15 protein-coding genes and 4 pseudogenes are annotated in these 21,515 nt (G+C 50.1%); 9 read left to right on the plus strand and 10 right to left on the minus strand.

Annotated elements, in window-relative coordinates; translation table 11 throughout:
* Positions 1–41: 41 nt before the first annotated feature.
* From glyS to ACUU1I_RS12580, 3 genes are all read right to left on the minus strand, one after another.
* Positions 42–2,111, minus strand: a complete 2,070-nt coding sequence (gene glyS, locus ACUU1I_RS12570; protein WP_001291774.1) for a glycine--tRNA ligase subunit beta — start codon at positions 2,109–2,111, stop codon at positions 42–44.
* A 9-nt stretch (positions 2,112–2,120) separates the two neighbouring features.
* Positions 2,121–3,032: a glycine--tRNA ligase subunit alpha gene (gene glyQ / locus ACUU1I_RS12575; RefSeq protein ID WP_001168544.1), complete on the minus strand. Its 912-nt coding sequence runs from the start codon at positions 3,030–3,032 to the stop codon at positions 2,121–2,123.
* A gap of 94 nt (positions 3,033–3,126) precedes the next feature.
* A complete protein-coding gene (locus ACUU1I_RS12580) occupies positions 3,127–3,426 on the minus strand; it encodes a YsaB family lipoprotein (RefSeq protein ID WP_000980111.1) in 300 nt (99 codons plus the stop codon).
* A gap of 174 nt (positions 3,427–3,600) precedes the next feature.
* Between ACUU1I_RS12580 and wecH the strand changes: the two genes are divergently transcribed.
* On the plus strand, positions 3,601–4,596 hold the full coding sequence (gene wecH / locus ACUU1I_RS12585) for an O-acetyltransferase WecH (protein ID WP_001182653.1): 996 nt from the start codon (positions 3,601–3,603) through the stop codon (positions 4,594–4,596).
* A gap of 41 nt (positions 4,597–4,637) precedes the next feature.
* On the opposite strand, the gene yiaA is transcribed toward wecH, so the two are convergent.
* From yiaA to xylA, 4 genes and pseudogenes are all read right to left on the minus strand, one after another.
* Complete coding sequence (gene yiaA / locus ACUU1I_RS12590) at positions 4,638–5,075, minus strand: inner membrane protein YiaA (protein WP_001296808.1); 438 nt, start codon at positions 5,073–5,075, stop codon at positions 4,638–4,640.
* Positions 5,076–5,120: 45 nt separating this feature from the next.
* The gene (gene yiaB / locus ACUU1I_RS12595) at positions 5,121–5,462 is read right to left on the minus strand and encodes an inner membrane protein YiaB (protein ID WP_000858193.1); all 342 of its coding nucleotides are present in this window, start codon (positions 5,460–5,462) and stop codon (positions 5,121–5,123) included.
* Positions 5,463–5,630: 168 nt separating this feature from the next.
* Positions 5,631–7,084: pseudogene (xylB, locus tag ACUU1I_RS12600) on the minus strand (xylulokinase).
* Positions 7,085–7,155: 71 nt separating this feature from the next.
* A pseudogene (gene xylA / locus ACUU1I_RS12605) lies at positions 7,156–8,478 on the minus strand (xylose isomerase).
* Between the two features lie 365 nt (positions 8,479–8,843).
* Here xylA and xylF point away from each other — a divergent pair.
* The 4 genes and pseudogenes from xylF (at position 8,844) to xylR (ending at position 13,870) form a co-directional block, all read left to right on the plus strand.
* Positions 8,844–9,836: a D-xylose ABC transporter substrate-binding protein gene (gene xylF, locus ACUU1I_RS12610; RefSeq protein WP_005072090.1), complete on the plus strand. Its 993-nt coding sequence runs from the start codon at positions 8,844–8,846 to the stop codon at positions 9,834–9,836.
* Between the two features lie 77 nt (positions 9,837–9,913).
* On the plus strand, positions 9,914–11,455 hold the full coding sequence (gene xylG, locus ACUU1I_RS12615) for a D-xylose ABC transporter ATP-binding protein (RefSeq protein WP_001146519.1): 1,542 nt from the start codon (positions 9,914–9,916) through the stop codon (positions 11,453–11,455).
* Positions 11,433–12,614: a xylose ABC transporter permease XylH gene (gene xylH / locus ACUU1I_RS12620; RefSeq protein WP_000045978.1), complete on the plus strand. Its 1,182-nt coding sequence runs from the start codon at positions 11,433–11,435 to the stop codon at positions 12,612–12,614. Before xylG ends, xylH begins: the two co-directional genes overlap by 23 nt.
* Positions 12,615–12,691: 77 nt before the next feature.
* Positions 12,692–13,870: pseudogene (gene xylR / locus ACUU1I_RS12625) on the plus strand (D-xylose utilization transcriptional activator XylR).
* Positions 13,871–13,977: 107 nt separating this feature from the next.
* Here the strand turns inward: xylR and ACUU1I_RS12630 are convergent.
* Positions 13,978–14,802, minus strand: coding sequence for a protein bax (locus ACUU1I_RS12630; protein WP_001297957.1), 825 nt, complete (start codon positions 14,800–14,802; stop codon positions 13,978–13,980).
* Between the two features lie 319 nt (positions 14,803–15,121).
* Here ACUU1I_RS12630 and malS point away from each other — a divergent pair.
* Together malS and avtA are read left to right on the plus strand one after the other, a co-directional pair.
* Positions 15,122–17,152 (plus strand): annotated as a pseudogene (malS, locus tag ACUU1I_RS12635) (alpha-amylase).
* A 177-nt stretch (positions 17,153–17,329) separates the two neighbouring features.
* A complete protein-coding gene (gene avtA, locus ACUU1I_RS12640; protein WP_000144330.1) occupies positions 17,330–18,583 on the plus strand; it encodes a valine--pyruvate transaminase in 1,254 nt (417 codons plus the stop codon).
* Positions 18,584–18,733: 150 nt separating this feature from the next.
* On the opposite strand, the gene ACUU1I_RS12645 is transcribed toward avtA, so the two are convergent.
* Positions 18,734–19,207, minus strand: coding sequence for a 4Fe-4S dicluster domain-containing protein (locus tag ACUU1I_RS12645; RefSeq protein WP_001078799.1), 474 nt, complete (start codon positions 19,205–19,207; stop codon positions 18,734–18,736).
* Positions 19,208–19,308: 101 nt separating this feature from the next.
* Positions 19,309–20,157, minus strand: coding sequence for an IclR family transcriptional regulator YiaJ (yiaJ, locus tag ACUU1I_RS12650; protein WP_000514228.1), 849 nt, complete (start codon positions 20,155–20,157; stop codon positions 19,309–19,311).
* 200 nt (positions 20,158–20,357) lie between these two features.
* On the opposite strand from yiaJ, the gene yiaK reads away from it, so the two are divergent.
* Positions 20,358–21,356, plus strand: a complete 999-nt coding sequence (gene yiaK, locus ACUU1I_RS12655; protein ID WP_000869039.1) for a 3-dehydro-L-gulonate 2-dehydrogenase — start codon at positions 20,358–20,360, stop codon at positions 21,354–21,356.
* Positions 21,357–21,367: 11 nt separating this feature from the next.
* Positions 21,368–21,515 (plus strand): YhcH/YjgK/YiaL family protein (locus ACUU1I_RS12660; protein ID WP_449144265.1); only part of this gene is annotated, 148 nt, incomplete at its 3' end.

A 21,515-nucleotide genomic window follows, 5' to 3' on the forward strand; every position in this document is an offset into this window, starting at 1 on the left:
AAAAAGCCTGCCAGATGGCAGGCTTTTTAATAACGGCGTTATTACTGCAACAGCGAAATATCCGCAACGCGCAGGAACAGTTCGCGCAGTTTCTCCAGCATGGTCAGACGGTTGAGACGCAATTCTTTGTCATCAACCATGACCATCACTTTATCGAAGAAAGCATCAACCGGCTCACGCAGCTCTGCCAGTTCGACCAGCGCATCCTGGTAACGACCTTCCGCAAAGTACGGCTCCAGCTTGTCACGTAGCACCACAACCTGCATCGCCAGTTTAATTTCTTCCGGCTCTTTCAGGGTAGAGGCATTCACGCGATCGCTCAGCACTTCGTCAGATTTCGCCAGGATGTTAGATACACGTTTGTTCGCCGCCGCCAGTGCTGCAGCTGCTTCCAGGGTACGGAAGTGCGATACCGCTTTCATGCGGGCATCGAAATCAGCCGGACGAGTCGGACGACGCGCCAGTACCGCCTGGATGGTGTCAACGGTATAACCTTCGTCCTGATACCAGGCGCGGAAGCGACCGAGCATAAAGTCGATAACATCATCAACTACGTTGGCATTAGTCAGCTTATCGCCATACAGACGCACCGCTTCTTCGGTCAGCGTTTGCAGATCAAGGTTGAGGTTCTTCTCAACGATAATTCGCAGCACGCCAAGTGCGGCACGACGCAGCGCAAACGGGTCTTTGTCGCCTTTCGGATGCTGACCGATACCGAAGATACCCGCCAGAGTATCCATCTTATCAGCAATCGCCAGCGCACAAGCTACCGGGTTGGACGGCAGGTCATCACCGGCAAAGCGCGGCTGATACTGCTCATTCAGCGCGACGGCTACGTCTTCCGCTTCGCCATCGTGACGCGCGTAGTGCATCCCCATAACGCCTTGGGTGTCGGTGAACTCGAAGACCATGTTGGTCATCAGGTCACACTTAGACAGCAGGCCCGCACGGGTTGCGTGGTTAACGTCAGCGCCAATCTGTTCGGCGATCCAGCCAGCCAGCGCCTGGATGCGGTCAGTCTTGTCACGCAGCGTACCCAGCTGTTGCTGGAACAGCACGGTTTGCAGGCGCGGCAGGTTATCTTCCAGACGTTTTTTGCGGTCGGTGTTGAAGAAGAACTCGGCATCCGCCAGACGTGGACGAACGACTTTCTCGTTACCAGAGATAATTTGCTGCGGATCTTTCGATTCGATGTTGGCAACGAAGATAAAGTTCGGCAGCAGTTTGCCGTCGTTCGCATACACCGGGAAGTACTTCTGGTCACCTTTCATGGTGTAAACCAGGGCTTCAGCCGGCACCGCGAGGAATTTCTCTTCGAATTTTGCGGTCAGAACGACCGGCCACTCCACCAGCGAAGCCACTTCTTCCAGCAGGCTTTCGCTTAAGTCAGCGTTACCGCCAATCTTACGCGCTGCTTCTTCGGCATCGGCTTTAATCTTCGCTTTACGTTCTTCGTAATCGGCGATGACTTTCCCGCGCTCACGCAGAATTTCCGGATACTGATCGGCGTTGTCGATGGTGAATTCCGGTTCGCCCATAAAGCGGTGGCCGCGAATCACGCGATCGGACTGAATGCCCAGAATGGTTGCCGGAATGACTTTGTCGCCCAGCAGCAGGGTCACGGTGTGCACCGGACGCACGAAGTGCACGTCGCTTGCACCCCAGCGCATCAGTTTCGGGATCGGCAGTTTCGCCAGCGAAGTCGCAACCATATTCGGCAGCAGTGCTTCGGTGCTTTCGCCCTTCACATGGGCGCGATACAGCAGCCATTCGCCTTTATCGGTAGTCAGACGCTCAGCCTGGTCAACGGTAATACCACAACCACGCGCCCAACCTTCTGCCGCTTTGCTCGGTTTTCCTTCAGCGTCGAACGCCTGGGCAATCGCCGGGCCGCGTTTTTCGATTTCACGATCTGGTTGTGCTTCCGCCAGGTTAGCTACTTTCAGCGCCAGACGACGCGGAGCAGCAAACCATTGAACGGTGCCGTGTGCGAGGCCTGCGTTATCCAGCTCCGCAGTAAAGTTCGCAGCAAAGGACTCTGCCAGGCTGCGCAGTGCTTTTGGTGGCAGCTCTTCAGTGCCGATTTCCACCAGAAAAGTTTTCTCAGACATAGCCGCCTCTTACTTATCTTTGTTGCACATCGGGAAGCCGAGGGCTTCACGGGAAGCGTAATATGCTTCTGCCACTGCTTTGGTCAGGGTGCGAATGCGCAGAATGTAGCGCTGACGCTCGGTGACGGAGATGGCTTTACGCGCATCCAGCAGGTTGAAGCTGTGGGCGGCTTTCAGAATACGCTCGTAGGCTGGCAGCGGCAGCGGATTTTCCAGCGCCAGCAGCTGCTGCGCTTCTTTCTCGTACTGCTCAAAGCAGGTGAACAGGAAGTCCACATCCGCGTATTCGAAGTTGTAAGTGGACTGCTCCACTTCGTTCTGATGGAACACGTCGCCGTAGGTGGTTTTACCCAGCGGGCCGTCGCTCCAGACTAGGTCGTAAACGCTGTCTACGCCCTGAATGTACATGGCCAGACGTTCCAGACCGTAGGTGATCTCGCCGGTAACCGGTTTACACTCCAGACCACCAACCTGCTGGAAGTAAGTGAACTGCGTCACTTCCATGCCGTTTAGCCACACTTCCCAGCCCAGTCCCCAGGCCCCCAGAGTCGGGTTTTCCCAGTTATCTTCCACGAAACGGATGTCGTGAATAGTCGGGTCCATGCCCAGCTCTTTCAGAGAACCGAGGTACAGCTCCTGAATATTGTCCGGCGATGGCTTAATGACCACCTGGAACTGATAGTAGTGCTGTAAACGGTTGGGGTTTTCGCCGTAGCGACCATCGGTCGGGCGACGAGAAGGCTGAACATAAGCAGCCGCCATCGGTTCTGGCCCCAGCGCGCGCAGACAGGTCATTGGGTGAGAGGTTCCCGCGCCGACTTCCATGTCCAATGGTTGAACAATGGTGCAGCCCTGGCGAGCCCAGTAATCCTGTAAGGTCAGGATCAAGCCCTGGAAGGTCCTGGTATCAAACTTTTGCATATTATTTCGTGCTGGATACGTGTGGATTTAAAGGAAGGGATCAGTATACCCGCTGGATGGAAGATATACAGTACGAAACGGGAAAAAGCAGGGCTTAACGCATGGAAAGATGCAAAAAATGGCCATCTGCGTCAAAAGAACAGACAAACTGCTCTTTACGGAAGGTATAACCGCGCATTTCATAGCTTCCCTGGAACTGTTCGAAGGCGGTGACGTCGATTTTTTGCTCGCCGGTGTTATAACGTTTTGCCGCCTGATCCTTGCATAACGCTTCCATATTCAACGAACGCAGAGGATCAACCTTTACCCGTTGTGCTTTCTGCACGGGTGACGGTGTAGAACAACCCACTAGCACCATAAGCGCCATTGCCGGAAAGAAAGCGTTCATCATCATTAAATTACCGTCTGGTTTGCAGGTGAGTCTTATTATTTATATCGGTATAGTGGCTGATATCTTACGAATTTCCTTAAGCCTCTATAGGCTGTAGTGATAAAACTCAGATTATTCCAGTGCGCCAACCAAATGATTTATCGGTCAGACTTTTTTTAACCAGATACAGAGACACAGATGCAGCCCAAAATTTACTGGATTGATAACCTGCGAGGGATAGCGTGTTTAATGGTGGTGATGATTCACACCACTACCTGGTATGTGACCAATGCTCATAGTGTTAGCCCCGTCACATGGGATATCGCCAATGTTCTGAATTCTGCCTCTCGTGTCAGCGTGCCGCTATTTTTCATGATTTCCGGCTATCTCTTTTTTGGCGAACGCAGCGCCCAGCCGCGCCATTTCTTGCGTATCGGCTTATGTCTGATTTTTTATAGCGCAATCGCACTGCTCTACATTGCGCTGTTTACCTCCATCAATATGGAGTTAGCGCTGAAAAACCTGCTGCAAAAGCCAGTGTTTTACCACTTGTGGTTTTTCTTCGCGATTGCGGTGATTTATCTGGTTTCACCGCTGATTCAGGTGAAGAACGTCGGCGGAAAAATGTTGCTGGTGCTAATGGTGGTGATTGGCATTATCGCTAACCCAAACACAGTGCCGCAGAAAATTGACGGTTTTGAATGGCTGCCAATTAACTTATATATCAATGGCGATACTTTTTACTACATTCTGTATGGCATGTTGGGCCGCGCTATAGGGATGATGGACACACAGCATAAAGCACTGTCGTGGGTGAGCGCCGCGCTGTTTGCGACGGGGGTTTTTATTATCTCTCGCGGGACATTATATGAATTGCAGTGGCGCGGAAATTTTGCCGATACCTGGTATCTTTACTGTGGGCCGATGGTTTTTATCTGCGCAATCGCGCTATTGACTCTGGTTAAAAACACGCTGGATACGCGTACCATTCGCGGACTTGGCTTAATCTCCCGCCATTCATTGGGTATATACGGATTCCACGCCTTGATTATCCATGCGCTGCGCACCCGGGGAATTGAGCTTAAAAATTGGCCAATACTGGATATTATTTGGATCTTTTGCGCGACGTTGGCAGCGAGTTTGTTACTTTCTATGCTGGTACAACGAATCGACAGAAACAGATTAGTGAGTTAAGTAAAAGCCCGTTCACATTGGACTGACCGGGCTTACGTGAATTATTCGCTGTATTCTTCCTGGGTAACCTGTGTTTCTTTTGGCGGGTTTATTCCGGCATCACGAATATTCTTCTGCACCGCTACTGCACCAAACAAGCTTAAGAAGAAAGCCAGTCCATAAAAACCTTTTTCACTGAGTAATAATGTCGCATTCCACAGACCTACCATCAGTAGAGCAACAGAGATAATAAAGACAGTCAGGCAGGTCATATAATAAATGGAAGTGGTCGGTATGCCTTCATACTTGTCCCGAACGGTCTTTTGATAAGACGCAGCAGAAAACAGTCCTAACACCAGTACGGCAAAATAATACCCTTTTTCATTTAACTGCATCTCTGCATTCCATAGCCCTAACAGGTAGGTAACGATACCACCAACGAGAGCTATCCATGACACAATACTAAAGGCCGGTGAATAGGTTGATATTTTGTTGTCCATCACAGTATTCCTTTCATTCCTGAATGTGTAAGAGCTTTATGTTGCTCATACCGAGCGAAACAAACGCATTTGACCAAACAAGCAGACAAAAAAGGCGATGGGGTAGATCACCATTTCATAAGCATTGATAGGTGCATTTAAAACACCGATAAACAAGAGACCGATAGTGATTAACGCAACTAACTGGCAGATATGGGTAAAAAAATTATCCAGTTGCCCGAGTTTTTCTGCGCGAAGATATGCATAGTTACCAAAAGTTGCTGTCATTAACACGCCAAGAAAATAGCCTTTTCCACTTAGCAATGGGCATGAGATCCATAGCCCAACCAGATAAACCAGCGCCCCGACAACAAATAATAGTTTTGCCACAGTTTTTGAGGTTTTCATAACGATCTCCATATCTACCAGCGATACATTACGAGTAACCAACGAAAGACAAAACTGAAAAATGCCATTAACAAATGATTTTCAGAATAAATTCATACTAAATATTAATTAATTAGTGAGATATATAGATGTGAATTATCCCCCACCCGGTCAGGCAGGGGATAACGTTTACGCCATTAATGGCAGAAGTTGCTGATAGAGGCGACGGAACGTTTCACGTCGTGGCTGATAAGCGGCATAACGCTGCGCATCTGGTAGATGCGACTGTTCTAACGGTAGCTGCGGCAACAACTCAATGAGCGATTTCTCTGGATTCGCCGCAATCTGCGCCAGCCTTGCTGCGCCCAGTGCTGGCCCCACATCCCCCCCGTACGGTAATCGAGCTGCTGACCGCTGATATCCGCCAGCATCTGACGCCAGTACTCACTACGCGCCCCGCCACCAATCAACGTAACACTTTGCGGTTTAATGCCGCAGGCATGCACGACATCCATGCCATCTGCCAGCGCATAACCCACGCCTTCCAGCACTGCTCGCGCCAGTTCATTGGGGCCATGTTGATGAGTCAAACCAAAGAAAACCCCCTTCGCCTGGGGATTATTGTGTGGTGTACGCTCGCCGGAAAGATAAGGCAGAAACCAAACTGGCTCGGCACTTTCATCAGCCTGTTGAGCTGCAGCGATTAAAGCTGGGACATTGCACAGGCCGGTTAATTTCGCGGCCCAATCCAGACACGATGCTGCACTCAGCATTACAGACATTAAATGCCAACGCTGCGGTAGCGCATGGCAAAAGCTGTGTACAGCGCTTTCTGGCTTGCTTAAGAACCCTTCGCTGACAGCAAAATAGACCCCCGACGTCCCCAGCGATAACATTGCCTGATTAGCATCAACCATTCCCACACCAACTGCACCAGCTGCATTGTCGCCACCGCCTGCGACAACTGGCACCGTCGCCATACCCCACGCTTTCGCAACTTCAGGTAACAAAGCACCAGTAATTTCGCTGCCTTCGTATAATGCGGGCATCTGGTCACGAGATAAGTCGCAAGCCTGCAGCATGACGTCACTCCAGTCACGCTTTGCGACATCCAGCCACATGGTGCCAGCTGCGTCAGACATATCGCTGGCAAACTCCCCCGTCATACGCAGACGCAAGTAATCTTTCGGTAATAATACTTTGTCGATTTGACGGAATATCTCCGGCTCATGCCGCTGAACCCATAGCAATTTAGGCGCAGTAAATCCGGGCATCATCAGGTTGCCGGTAATCACTCGTGATTGCGGAACTCTCGCTTCCAGCAAAGTGCACTCTTGCGCACAGCGCCCGTCGTTCCACAAAATGGCAGGGCGCAATACCCGTTGTTGAGCATCCAGTAAGGTTGCTCCATGCATCTGGCCGGCAATACCCAATGCTTTAACGTCCTGCAGAGAATGCTGATCGCCCAGAGCTTTCATTGCGCGATCAGTTGCCTGCCACCACTGTTCCGGGTCTTGTTCCGACCAAAGTGGATGCGGGCGCGAAACGGTCAGCTTTTCCGTTTGCGAAGCAACCACCTCACCCTGCTCGTTGAGCAAAATAACTTTTACGCCCGAGGTGCCAAGATCTATCCCGATATACATATCGATCGTTCCTTAAAAAAATGCCCGGTATCGCTACCGATAACCGGGCCAACGGACTGCACAGTTAGCCGTTATTTGTCGAACAGATAATGATTTACCAGATTTTCCAGTTGCTCCTGGCGACCACTCTGATGCACCGGAGACAAATTATGTTCCTGAGCATATTTGGCTAAATCTGCCAGTGACATTTGGCCTTTCAGGATTTGCTGGCCCAATTCGCTATTCCAGCCGGAATAACGCTGCGCGATGCGTTTATCCAGCTCGCCATCTTCAATCATGCGCGCTGCAATTTTCAGCGCCAGTGCCATCGTATCCATCGCGCCGATATGACCGTAAAACAGATCATATTTATCAGTACTTTGACGACGTACTTTGGCATCGAAGTTCAGACCACCGGTGGTGAAACCGCCTGCTTTGAGAATTTCATACATCACCAGCGCATTCTCTTCCACACTGTTCGGGAACTGGTCGGTGTCCCAGCCCAGTTGCGCATCGCCACGGTTGGCGTCGACAGAACCGAACAGGCCAAGCGCAATGGCGGTGGCTATTTCATGATGGAAAGAGTGACCTGCCAGCGTCGCGTGGTTAGCTTCAATGTTCAGTTTAATCTCTTTTTCCAGACCAAACTGTTTCAGGAAGCCATAGACCGTCGCGGCATCGTAATCATATTGATGTTTAGTCGGTTCTTGCGGTTTCGGTTCGATAAGCAACGTGCCCTAGAAGCCGATTTTATGTTTATGCTCAACCACCATCTGCATAAAGCGGCCCAGTTGTTCACGCTCCTGACGCAAGTCGGTATTTAACAGCGTTTCGTAACCTTCACGACCACCCCACAGGACATAGTTTTCACCGCCCAATTTATGGGTTGCTTCCATCGCTGTAACAACTTGCGTTGCCGCCCAGCTGAAGACTTCAGGATCTGGGTTCGTCGCCGCACCCGCGCCATAGCGAGGGTTTGTAAAGCAGTTAGCGGTTCCCCACAGCAGCTTCACGCCGCTCTCTTCTTGCTTGGCTGCCAGGACATCAACCATTTGCGCAAAATTATTGATGTACTCTTTTAACGACGCGCCCTCAGGGGAAACATCCACATCGTGGAAGCAATAAAATGGCACATGTAACTTGTGGAAAAACTCAAATGCGACATCTGCTTTACGCTTCGCCAACGCCAGTGCCTCACCAGGCTGCTGCCACGGACGATTAAACGCCCCCACACCAAACATGTCCGCCCCGTTCCAGCAGAAGGTGTGCCAGTAGCAGGCGGCAAAACGCAAGTGCTCTTCCATACGCTTACCCAACACCAGTTCGTCGGGATTGTAGTGACGGAATGCTAACGGGTTTGAGGATTTTGAGCCTTCATAACGAACGCGATCGAGCTGGTCAAAATAGGCTTGCATATTGAACTCCATAATCAGGTAATGCCGCGGGTGATGGATGATGTCGTAATATTGGGCACTCCCTTTCAATTGCTCAATTATGTTATTTCACACTGCTATTGAGATAATTCACAAGTGTGCGCTCGCTCGCAAAATAAAATGGGATGATGAAACTGGGTAATTCCTCGAAGATAAAAATGCAATAAGTACAATTGCGCAACAAAAGTAAGATCTCGGTCATAAATCAAGAAATAAACCAAAAATCGTAATCGAAAGATAAAAATCTGTAATTGTTTTCCCCTGTTTAGTTGCTAAAAATTGGTTACGTTTATCGCGGTGATTGTTACTTATTAAAGCTGTCCTCTAACTACAGAAGGCCCTACACCATGAAAATAAAGAACATTCTACTCACCCTTTGCACCTCACTTCTGCTTACCAACGTTGCGGCACACGCCAAAGAAGTCAAAATAGGTATGGCGATTGATGATCTCCGTCTTGAACGCTGGCAAAAAGATCGAGATATTTTTGTGAAAAAGGCAGAATCTCTCGGTGCGAAAGTATTTGTACAGTCTGCAAATGGCAATGAAGAAACACAAATGTCGCAGATTGAAAACATGATTAACCGGGGTGTCGATGTTCTTGTCATTATTCCGTATAACGGTCAGGTATTAAGTAACGTTGTAAAAGAAGCCAAACAAGAAGGTATTAAAGTATTAGCTTACGACCGTATGATTAACGATGCGGATATCGATTTTTATATTTCTTTCGATAACGAAAAAGTCGGTGAACTGCAGGCAAAAGCCTTGGTCGATATTGTTCCGCAAGGTAATTACTTCCTGATGGGCGGCTCGCCGGTAGATAACAACGCCAAGCTGTTCCGCGCCGGACAAATGAAAGTGTTAAAACCTTACGTTGATTCTGGAAAAATTAAAGTCGTTGGTGACCAATGGGTTGATGGCTGGTTACCGGAAAACGCATTGAAAATTATGGAAAACGCGCTAACCGCCAATAATAACAAAATTGATGCTGTAGTTGCCTCAAACGATGCCACCGCAGGTGGGGCAATTCAGGCATTAAGCGCGCAAGGTTTATCAGGGAAAGTAGCAATTTCCGGCCAGGATGCGGATCTCGCAGGTATTAAACGTATTGCTGCCGGTACGCAAACTATGACGGTGTATAAACCTATTACATTGCTGGCAAATACTGCCGCAGAAATTGCCGTTGAATTGGGCAATGGTCAGGAGCCAAAAGCAGATACCTCACTGAATAATGGCCTGAAAGATGTCCCCTCCCGCCTCCTGACACCGATCGATGTGAATAAAAACAACATCAAAGATACGGTAATTAAAGACGGATTCCACAAAGAGAGAGAGCTGTAAGCGTTACGCCCCGGCGCGGAGCGGGGGCGTGATTTCTCTCCATGCCGCGTGAATGAATTGGCTTAGGTGGAGTCGTTATGCCTTATCTACTTGAAATGAAGAACATTACCAAAACCTTCGGCAGTGTGAAGGCGATTGATAACGTCAGCTTGCGGTTGAATGCTGGCGAAATCGTCTCACTCTGTGGGGAAAATGGGTCTGGTAAATCAACGCTGATGAAAGTGCTGTGTGGTATTTATCCCCATGGCTCCTACGAAGGCGAAATTATTTTTGCGGGAGAAGAGATTCAGGCGAGTCACATCCGCGATACCGAACGCAAAGGTATCGCCATCATTCACCAGGAATTGGCCCTGGTGAAAGAATTGACCGTGCTGGAAAATATCTTCCTGGGTAACGAAATAACCCACAATGGCATTATGGATTATGACCTGATGACGCTACGCTATCAGAAGCTGCTCGCACAGGTCAGTTTATCCATTTCACCTGATACCCGCGTTGGCGATTTAGGGCTTGGGCAACAACAACTGGTTGAAATTGCCAAGGCACTTAATAAACAGGTGCGCTTGTTAATTCTCGATGAACCGACAGCCTCATTAACTGAGCAGGAAACGTCGGTTTTACTGGATATTATTCGCGATCTACAACAGCACGGTATCGCCTGTATTTATATTTCGCACAAACTCAACGAAGTCAAAGCGATTTCCGATACGATTTGCGTTATTCGCGACGGACAGCACATTGGTACGCGTGATGCTGCCGGAATGAGTGAAGACGATATTATCACCATGATGGTCGGGCGAGAGTTAACCGCGCTTTACCCTAATGAACCACATACCACCGGAGATGAAATATTACGTATTGAACATCTGACGGCATGGCATCCGGTCAATCGTCATATTAAACGAGTTAATGATGTCTCGTTTTCCCTGAAACGTGGCGAAATACTGGGTATTGCCGGACTCGTTGGTGCCGGACGTACCGAGACCATTCAGTGCCTGTTTGGCGTGTGGCCCGGACAATGGGAAGGAAAAATTTATATTGATGGCAAACAGGTAGATATTCGTAACTGTCAGCAAGCCATCGCCCAGGGGATTGCGATGGTACCCGAAGACAGAAAGCGCGACGGCATCGTTCCGGTAATGGCGGTTGGTAAAAATATTACCCTCGCCGCACTCAATAAATTTACCGGTGGCATTAGCCAGCTTGATGACGCGGCAGAGCAAAAATGTATTCTGGAATCAATTCAGCAACTCAAAGTTAAAACGTCGTCCCCCGACCTTGCTATTGGACGTTTGAGCGGCGGCAATCAGCAAAAAGCGATCCTCGCCCGCTGTCTGTTACTTAACCCGCGCATCCTCATTCTTGATGAACCTACCAGGGGTATTGATATTGGCGCGAAATATGAGATCTACAAATTAATTAACCAACTCGTCCAGCAGGGTATTGCCGTTATTGTCATCTCTTCCGAATTACCTGAAGTGCTCGGCCTTAGCGATCGTGTACTGGTGATGCATGAAGGGAAACTAAAAGCCAACCTGATAAATCATAACCTGACTCAGGAGCAGGTGATGGAAGCCGCATTGAGGAGCGAACATCATGTCGAAAAGCAATCCGTCTGAAGTGAAATTGGCCGTACCGACATCCGGTGGCTTTTCTGGGCTGAAATCACTGAATTTGCAGGTCTTCGTGATGATTGCAGCTATCATCGCAATCATGCTGTTCTTTACCTGGACCACCGATGGTGCCTACTTAAGCGCCCGTAACGTCTCCAACCTGTTACGCCAGACCGCGATTACCGGCATCCTCGCGGTAGGAATGGTGTTCGTCATAATTTCTGCTGAAATCGACCTTTCCGTCGGCTCAATGATGGGGCTATTAGGTGGCGTCGCGGCGATTTGTGACGTCTGGTTAGGCTGGCCTTTGCCACTTACCATCATTGTGACGTTGGTTCTGGGACTGCTTCTCGGTGCCTGGAACGGATGGTGGGTCGCGTACCGCAAAGTCCCTTCATTTATTGTCACCCTCGCGGGCATGTTGGCATTTCGCGGCATACTCATTGGCATCACCAACGGCACGACTGTATCCCCCACCAGCGCCGCGATGTCACAAATTGGGCAAAGCTATCTCCCCGCCAGTACCGGCTTCATCATTGGCGCGCTTGGCTTAATGGCTTTTGTTGGTTGGCAATGGCGCGGAAGAATGCGCCGTCAGGCTTTGGGTTTACAGTCTCCGGCCTCTACCGCAGTAGTCGGTCGCCAAGCTTTAACCGCTATCATCGTATTAGGCGCAATCTGGCTGTTGAATGATTACCGTGGCGTTCCCACTCCTGTTCTGCTGCTGACGTTGCTGTTACTCGGCGGAATGTTTATGGCAACGCGGACGGCATTTGGACGACGCATTTATGCCATCGGCGGCAATCTGGAAGCAGCACGTCTCTCCGGGATTAACGTTGAACGCACCAAACTTGCCGTGTTCGCGATTAACGGATTAATGGTAGCCATCGCCGGATTAATCCTTAGTTCTAGACTTGGCGCTGGTTCACCTTCTGCGGGAAATATCGCCGAACTGGACGCAATTGCAGCATGCGTGATTGGCGGCACCAGCCTGGCTGGCGGTGTGGGAAGCGTTGCCGGAGCAGTAATGGGGGCATTTATCATGGCTTCACTGGATAACGGCATGAGTATGATGGATGTACCGACCTTCTGGCAGTATATCGTTAAAGGTGCGATTCTGTTGCTGGCAGTATGGATGGACTCCGCAACCAAACGCCGTTCTTGATTTTGATAAAAATTTTCTCAAAGCCGGTTACGTATTACCGGTTTTGAGTTTTTGCATGATTCAGCAGGAAAAGAACCATGTTTACTAAACGTCACCGCATCACATTACTGTTCAATGCCAATAAAGCCTATGACCGGCAGGTAGTAGAAGGCGTAGGGGAATATTTACAGGCATCACAATCAGAATGGGATATTTTCATTGAAGAAGATTTCCGCGCCCGCATTGATAAAATCAAGGACTGGTTAGGAGATGTCGTCATTGCCGACTTCGACGACAAACAGATCGAGCAAGCGCTGGCTGATGTCGACGTCCCCATTGTTGGGGTTGGCGGCTCGTATCACCTTGCAGAAAGTTACCCACCCGTTCATTACATTGCCACCGATAACTATGCGCTGGTTGAAAGCGCATTTTTGCATTTAAAAGAGAAAGGCGTTAACCGCTTTGCTTTTTATGGTCTTCCGGAATCAAGCGGCAAACGTTGGGCCACTGAACGCGAATATGCATTTCGTCAGCTTGTCGCCGAAGAAAAGTATCGCGGAGTGGTTTATCAGGGGTTAGAAACCGCGCCAGAGAACTGGCAACACGCGCAAAATCGGCTGGCAGACTGACTACAAACGCTGCCACCGCAAACCGGGATTATTGCCGTTACTGACGCCCGAGCGCGGCATATTCTGCAAGTATGTGAACATCTACATATTCCCGTACCGGAAAAATTATGCGTGATTGGCATCGATAACGAAGAACTGACCCGCTATCTGTCGCGTGTCGCCCTTTCTTCGGTCGCTCAGGGCACGCGGCAAATGGGCTATCAGGCGGCAAAACTGTTGCATCGATTATTAGATAAAGAAGAAATGCCGCTACAGCGAATTTTGGTCCCACCAGTTCGCGTCATTGAACGGCGCTCAACAGATTATCGCTCGCTGACCGATCCCGCCGTTATTCAGGCCATGCATTACATTCGTAATCACGCCTGTAAAGGGATTAAAGTGGATCAGGTACTGGATGCGGTCGGGATCTCGCGCTCCAATCTTGAGAAGCGTTTTAAAGAAGAGGTGGGTGAAACCATCCATGCAATGATTCATGCCGAGAAGCTGGAGAAAGCGCGCAGTCTGCTGATTTCAACCACCTTGTCGATCAATGAGATATCGCAAATGTGCGGTTATCCATCGCTGCAATATTTCTACTCTGTTTTTAAAAAAGCATATGACACAACGCCAAAAGAGTATCGCGATGTAAATAGCGAGGTCATGTTGTAGCGATGATGAGAATTGTCGGCGTCACATCAGGGAACTCAGCACAGCCACCTGATGCGAGCAAAAGCCTTATCCGACCGACAAATCAGATAAGGCTCGAGGAAATGAAATTACATATGCGCCGCGATTAACCGTTGGTTATCCTGGTACATTGCGAACAGGTAGTTGTTATAACTCTTCCCTTTGGTCGAGTAGCCCTTCAGCTTGTGAATCATCGCTGTGGCAGTCACTTCCTGATCCGCTTTACGCAGCTGTGCACGCGATTTACGGAACGAAGAGTAAGCCGGGTGCGTATTCAGGTTAGTGACATAGGCGCTCACCGATTCTTTGACAGAACTAAACTGTGAGTACCCTTTCACTTTACCCGGCGCATTGGTACAACGTCCTTTCATGCATTTCATGCCGAACAGATTGTTATTGTTGCGCGCCAGCTTCGACGTTCCCCAACCGCTTTCTGCTGCAGCCATCGTCGCCACCATACTGGTAGGGATAATGTCTACGCGTTCAAGCAAGGTATTCCACGGGATTTTTCGCGTATTACCAGACCACTTCACCTTGTAGCGTTTGGCGATGTCTTTCAGACGCGCACGCTCAGCAGGTGACCATTGGCCCTGATACTGTTTTGAAATCAGCCAGTTACGTTCTGCAGTAATGGCTGCATTTTGGCTGGTAATGTAAGGCATTACGGTCCGGAGAAACGCCTTTTTCCTTGGTGTTCCGGAAGGGTATTTTCGCAAATCAGGAAGTGAACTACTCTTTGCACTATTGCGAGAATACTCTTGTTTACTGCTTACCTGTTTATTACTAGCTTTAGTTAAGTGGGACTTTTGACTCGCTGTTGTTGTGTGCGTCTTCGCTAACACCTCACTCGAAAACACCAGAGTGAGTAACATAAGAATCATCGCCCCATATCGTCGTATGGGAGTCAAAATCATCAGGTCTCCTGGCCGGATTTAATCATTCCAACACCTTATATTTTTCACAAATTTGAGAGTTGAATCTCAAATCATATCAAAAATAGCTGTCAAGAGCACCCCAAGGAATAGTCCAAATCTGAAACTATGTCACGAGTTAACGATTCAGATTGGCGCTAAATCGCAGAAAATGTGGGGGTTATCGCAAAATTCAGCCGTTTTTTGCGCGCGATCGCTCACCCTTGCTTCTCATCCTGTGGACTTACCGCTCAGGGATGAGTTTTGTCTGGCTTATCGCTGGCAAACTGTCTGAAATCGCAGCAATAAGGACTCATCCACCATGAAACTCGCCGCCTGTTTTCTGACACTCCTTCCTGGCTTCGCCGTTGCCGCCAGCTGGACTTCTCCGGGGTTCCCTGCCTTTAGCGAACAGGGAACGGGAACATTTGTCAGCCACGCGCAGTTGCCCAAAGGTACGCGTCCACTCACGCTAAATTTTGACCAACAGTGCTGGCAGCCTGCAGATGCGATAAAACTCAATCAGATGCTTTCCCTGCAACCTTGTAGCAACACGCCGCCTCAATGGCGATTGTTCAGGGACGGCAAATATACGCTGCAAATAGACACCCGCTCCGGTACGCCAACATTGATGATTTCCATCCAGAACGCCGCCGAACCGGTAGCAAACCTGGTCCGTGAATGCCCGAAATGGGATGGATTACCGCTCACGCTGGATGTCAGCGCCACTTTCCCGGAAGGAGCCGCCGTACGGGATTATTACAGCCAACAAATTGCGATAGTGAAGAACGGTCAAATAACGTTACAACCCGCTGCTACCAGCAACGGTTTACTCCTGCTGGAACGGGCAGAAACTGACACATCCGCCCCTTTCGACTGGCATAACGCCACGGTTTACTTTGTGCTGACAGATCGTTTCGAAAACGGCGATCCCAGTAATGACCAGAGTTACGGACGTCATAAAGACGGTATGGCGGAAATTGGCACTTTTCACGGCGGCGATTTACGCGGCCTGACCAACAAACTGGATTACCTCCAGCAGTTGGGCGTTAATGCTTTATGGATAAGCGCCCCATTTGAGCAAATTCACGGCTGGGTCGGCGGCGGTACAAAAGGCGATTTCCCGCATTATGCCTACCACGGTTATTACACACAGGACTGGACGAATCTTGATGCCAATATGGGCAACGAAGCCGATCTACGGACGCTGGTTGATAGCGCACATCAGCGCGGTATTCGTATTCTCTTTGATGTCGTGATGAACCACACCAGCTATGCCACGCTGGCGGATATGCAGGAGTATCAGTTTGGCGCGTTATATCTTTCTGGTGACGAAGTGAAAAAAACGCTGGGTGAACGCTGGAGCGACTGGAAACCTGCCGCCGGGCAAACCTGGCATAGCTTTAACGATTACATTAATTTCAGCGACAAAACAGGCTGGGATAAATGGTGGGGAAAAAACTGGATCAGAACGGATATCGGCGATTACGACAATCCTGGATTCGACGATCTCACTATGTCGCTGGCCTTTTTGCCGGATATCAAAACCGAATCAACTACCGCTTCTGGTCTGCCGGTGTTCTATAAAAACAAAACGGATACTCACGCTAAAGTCATCGAAGGCTTTACACCTCGCGATTACTTAACCCACTGGTTAAGTCAGTGGGTCCGCGACTATGGGATTGATGGTTTTCGGGTCGATACCGCCAAACATGTTGAGTTGCCCGCCTGGCAGCAACTGAAAACCGAAGCCAGCTCCGCGCTTCGCGAATGGAAAAAAACTAACCCCGACAAAGCATTAGATGACAAACCTTTCTGGATGACCGGTGAAGCCTAGGGCCACGGCGTGATGCAAAGTGACTACTATCGCCACGGCTTCGATGCGATGATCAATTTCGATTATCAGGAGCAGGCGGCGAAAGCAGTCGATTGTCTGGCGCAGATGGATACGACCTGGCAGCAAATGGCGGAGAAATTGCAGGGTTTCAACGTGTTGAGCTACCTCTCGTCGCATGATACCCGTCTGTTCCGTGAAGGGGGCGACAAAGCAGCAGAGTTATTACTATTAGCGCCAGGCGCGGTACAAATCTTTTATGGCGATGAATCCTCGCGTCCGTTCGGTCCTACAGGTTCTGATCCGCTGCAAGGTACACGTTCGGATATGAACTGGCAGGATGTTAGCGGTAAATCTGCCGCCAACGTCGCGCACTGGCAGAAAATCAGCCAGTTCCGCGCCCGCCATCCCGCAATTGGCGCGGGCAAACAAACGACACTTTCGCTGAAGCAGGGCTACGGCTTTGTTCGTGAGCATGGCGACGATAAAGTGCTGGTCATCTGGGCTGGGCAACAGTGACTTTTCCGGCTTCCCGTTCGTCAGTACCTCGGGAAGCCGCCAACCAGGATAAAATGTCAGCCCTAATCAGCGTTGCGGGATAAAGCACCGCTCACTCTTCAACAGACCGATTTGCACCCCAGCAAATGTAGCGTTATTGTTACCTTCCTTGCTACAGAGTTCGACAGATATCCCGCTATGACATTCTCCCTTTTTGGTGACAAATTTACCCGCCACTCCGGCATTACGCTGCTGATGGAAGATCTGAACGACGGTTTACGCACGCCTGGCGCGATTATGCTCGGCGGCGGTAATCCGGCGCAGATCCCGGAAATGCAGGACTACTTCCAGACGCTACTGACCGACATGCTGGAAAGTGGCAAAGCGACTGATGCACTGTGTAACTACGACGGTCCACAGGGGGAAACGGAGCTACTCACACTGCTTGCCGGAATGCTGCGCGAGAAGTTGGGTTGGGATATCGAACCACAGAATATTGCACTAACAAACGGCAGCCAGAGCGCGTTTTTCTACTTATTTAACCTGTTTGCCGGACGCCGTGCCGATGGTCGGGTCAAAAAAGTGCTGTTCCCGCTGGCACCGGAATACATTGGCTACGCTGACGCCGGACTGGAAGAAGATCTGTTTGTCTCTGCGCGTCCGAATATTGAACTGCTGCCGGAAGGCCAGTTTAAATACCACGTCGATTTTGAGCATCTGCATATTGGCGAAGAAACCGGGATGATTTGCGTCTCCCGGCCGACGAATCCAACAGGCAATGTGATTACTGACGAAGAGTTGCTGAAGCTTGACGCGCTGGCGAATCAACACGGCATTCCGCTGGTGATTGATAACGCTTATGGCGTCCCGTTCCCGGGTATCATCTTCAGTGAAGCGCGCCCGCTATGGAATCCGAATATCGTACTGTGCATGAGTCTTTCCAAGCTGGGGCTGCCTGGCTCCCGCTGCGGCATTATCATCGCCAATGAAAAAATCATCACTGCCATCACCAATATGAACGGCATTATCAGCCTGGCACCAGGCGGTATTGGTCCGGCGATGATGTGTGAAATGATTAAGCGTAACGATCTGCTGCGCCTGTCTGAAACAGTCATCAAACCGTTTTACTACCAGCGTGTTCAGGAAACTATCGCCATCATTCGCCGCTATTTACCGGAAAATCGCTGCCTGATTCATAAACCGGAAGGAGCCATTTTCCTCTGGCTATGGTTTAAGGATTTGCCCATTACGACCGAGCAGCTCTATCAGCGCCTGAAAGCACGCGGCGTGCTGATGGTGCCGGGGCACAACTTCTTCCCGGGACTGGATAAACCGTGGCCGCATACGCATCAATGTATGCGCATGAACTACGTACCAGAGCCGGAGAAAATTGAGGCGGGGGTGAAGATTCTGGCGGAAGAGATAGAAAGAGCTTGGGCAGAAAGTCACTAAAAATTGCCTGATGCGCTACGCTTATCAGGCCTACATGATTTCTGCAATATATTGAATTTGGAAGAATTTGTAGGCCGGATAAGGCGTTTACGCCGCATCTGGCATAAACAAAGCGCACTATTCCGGCGTTGAGAAACGCCGGAAAACGTTTCAAACAGGCTGCTGCTGTAGCCGATGCCGCTGCACTTTCTCGACATCCATGCACTGCAACGCCTTTGTCGGGCAGGCTTCAACACAGGCCGGCCCCGTCTCCCGATGCCAGCACAGATCGCACTTAATCGCCCTCGCCTTTTTGCGCGAAGAAACGACCTCCATCGCACCAAACGGGCAAGCCAGCATACAGCTTTTACAGCCAATGCAACGTGTTTGTTCAACGAAAATATGCCCATGTTCGCGGCTTATCGCGTCAACAGGGCAGACATTCGCGCACGGTGCATCTTCACACTGATGACAGGCTACTGGCGTGGTCCAGCTGTGGTCTTTAATGACACGAATACGGGAAATAAACTCGTCTGGTGACAACGCAGCGCAATCCTGATTCTCCTGATGCGACACTGCGCAAGCCACTTCACAGGTACGGCAACCGATACATTTCGTCGCATCCGCAATAATAAACCGGTTCATGATCATTCCTTTGCACTAAAACAGCAGAGTGCCAGAGAGCGCGTCCCTACTGCTTTGATCCAACGAAGGAAATGTTAAAGTTTTGGCACTTGTCCAAAGCGTTATGTGAGCGCGCCCAGGTCATCCCTGACAGTAAATCCCAGTTCATTAGAAATAGCCTGCGCGGTTTCACGCAGTGGTTTCAGGAGATTTTTCTCTCCCACCTGTTTCAGACGTGATGTCGAAAGCGAAATCGACACGGCGTACGGCACCCGCCCATGAATATCAAACACCGGAACAGCAATACAGGAGACGCCGAGTTCGTTTTCTTCTCTGTCCATCGCCGCTCCGCTTTCACGAATGTGCGCCAGTTCGTCGAACATCGCGGGCAGCTCGGTAATGGTATTGTGGGTTAACGGCTGGATCTCATGCTGATGGTTTTCCCAGTATGACTTCACGTAGTCCGGGTGACCAAACGCCATGTAGATCTTGCCCATTGCGGAACAGTAGAGCGGCATATGCTGGCCAATATAGGCACGGGTTCGCAGCATCCCGGTTGTGGGTTCCAGCTTATAAATCAAAATAGCGTGATCGTCTTCGCGGCTGGAGAAGTTAATGGTTTCACCAGTGGCGATGTTCAGTGCCTCAAGATGCGGAGCGGCGATATGAATGATATTCAGCGAAGACAGCGCCTTCTGCCCGACGGCAATAAATTTGGTAGTCAGGCGGTAACTCCCTGCGGCGGGCGCGGTGGTCACATAGCCGCAGGACTGTAATCCCTGCAATAAGCGATGGACGGTACTCTTATTTAAACCAGCCAGCTCCGAAAGATGCGCCAACGGACAACCGTTTGGATAGTTGCTCAAAATCTCAATCAGCATCAACCCGCGAAACAGACTCTGGCTTCCGGCTGGACGCTCTTTTTCCTGCGCCATCTCGTTCTCTTTTTTTCCCATCACTTCTTTCCCCATTTTGTCGCGTCCTGATGGTAGCGCAAAGTGTGCCGTAGTTCACGATCTCGACAGATAATTTATAACCACTTGATTTTTATGTCTTTTGAAATTCATCAATCAGATTGCTTTGTTAAAAAGTGATCGATATATTTGAAATCTAGTTTCGCATATTGAAATTTTAAGACAAAAAAGCGATCAAAAAAACAAGGAAGCCTAGGATGAAAGTGACATTTGAGCAGTTAAAAGCAGCCTTTAATCGGGTCTTAATTTCACGCGGCGTTGACAGCGAAACGGCTGACGCCTGTGCAGAGATGTTCGCCCGCACCACCGAATCCGGCGTTTATTCTCACGGCGTTAATCGTTTCCCTCGTTTCATTCAACAACTGGAAAACGGCGATATCATTCCTGATGCCCAACCCAAACGTATAACCAGCCTCGGCGCAATTGAACAGTGGGATGCCCAGCGTTCGATCGGCAACCTGACGGCGAAAAAGATGATGGATCGCGCCATTGAACTGGCTGCCGATCACGGTATTGGTCTGGTGGCACTTCGTAATGCCAACCACTGGATGCGCGGCGGCAGCTACGGCTGGCAGGCGGCGGAAAAAGGCTATATTGGCATTTGCTGGACCAACTCCATCGCCGTAATGCCGCCGTGGGGCGCAAAAGAGTGTCGCATCGGCACTAACCCGCTGATCGTCGCCATTCCTTCCACGCCGATCACCATGGTCGATATGTCGATGTCGATGTTCTCTTACGGCATGTTAGAAGTTAACCGCCTGGCAGGCCGTCAGCTCCCGGTCGATGGTGGCTTTGATGATGAGGGCAATTTGACCAAAGAACCTGGCGTTATCGAGAAGAATCGCCGCATTTTGCCGATGGGCTACTGGAAAGGTTCTGGCATGTCGATTGTGCTGGATATGATCGCTACTCTCCTTTCCGACGGCGCATCGGTTGCCGAAGTCACCCAGGACAACAGCGACGAATACGGCATTTCACAAATTTTTATTGCCATTGAAGTGGACAAGCTTATCGACGGTCCCACCCGCGATGCCAAGCTGCAACGTATCATGGATTACGTTACTACCGCTGAACGCGCTGACGAAAACCAGGCCATCCGCTTACCCGGCCACGAATTTACTACCCTGCTGGCCGAAAACCGCCGTAACGGCATCACTGTTGATGACAGCGTGTGGGCCAAAATCCAGGCGTTATGAGGAGATAAGTCATGATTTTTGGACATATCGCGCAGCCCAATCCGTGCCGTTTGCCCGCAGCCATTGAAAAGGCGCTCGATTTTCTGCGCGCTACCAACTTCAACGTCCTGGAGCCGGGCGTTGTCGAAATCGACGGCAAGAATATTTATGCGCAAATTA

This window comes from Shigella sp. SIG3 (assembly GCF_053555855.1).

Bases quoted from the DNA above. Each gene is read 5' to 3' on its own strand.
- yiaA (WP_001296808.1), bottom strand. From the start codon at position 5,075: ATGGACAACAAAATATCAACCTATTCACCGGCCTTTAGTATTGTGTCA.
- ACUU1I_RS12645 (WP_001078799.1), bottom strand. From the start codon at position 19,207: ATGAACCGGTTTATTATTGCGGATGCGACGAAATGTATCGGTTGCCGT.
- yiaJ (WP_000514228.1), bottom strand. From the start codon at position 20,157: ATGGGGAAAGAAGTGATGGGAAAAAAAGAGAACGAGATGGCGCAGGAA.
- yiaB (WP_000858193.1), bottom strand. From the start codon at position 5,462: ATGAAAACCTCAAAAACTGTGGCAAAACTATTATTTGTTGTCGGGGCG.
- glyQ (WP_001168544.1), bottom strand. From the start codon at position 3,032: ATGCAAAAGTTTGATACCAGGACCTTCCAGGGCTTGATCCTGACCTTA.
- xylH (WP_000045978.1), top strand. From the start codon at position 11,433: ATGTCGAAAAGCAATCCGTCTGAAGTGAAATTGGCCGTACCGACATCC.
- avtA (WP_000144330.1), top strand. From the start codon at position 17,330: ATGACATTCTCCCTTTTTGGTGACAAATTTACCCGCCACTCCGGCATT.
- wecH (WP_001182653.1), top strand. From the start codon at position 3,601: ATGCAGCCCAAAATTTACTGGATTGATAACCTGCGAGGGATAGCGTGT.
- yiaK (WP_000869039.1), top strand. From the start codon at position 20,358: ATGAAAGTGACATTTGAGCAGTTAAAAGCAGCCTTTAATCGGGTCTTA.
- xylG (WP_001146519.1), top strand. From the start codon at position 9,914: ATGCCTTATCTACTTGAAATGAAGAACATTACCAAAACCTTCGGCAGT.
- xylF (WP_005072090.1), top strand. From the start codon at position 8,844: ATGAAAATAAAGAACATTCTACTCACCCTTTGCACCTCACTTCTGCTT.
- ACUU1I_RS12580 (WP_000980111.1), bottom strand. From the start codon at position 3,426: ATGATGATGAACGCTTTCTTTCCGGCAATGGCGCTTATGGTGCTAGTG.
- glyS (WP_001291774.1), bottom strand. From the start codon at position 2,111: ATGTCTGAGAAAACTTTTCTGGTGGAAATCGGCACTGAAGAGCTGCCA.
- ACUU1I_RS12630 (WP_001297957.1), bottom strand. From the start codon at position 14,802: ATGATTTTGACTCCCATACGACGATATGGGGCGATGATTCTTATGTTA.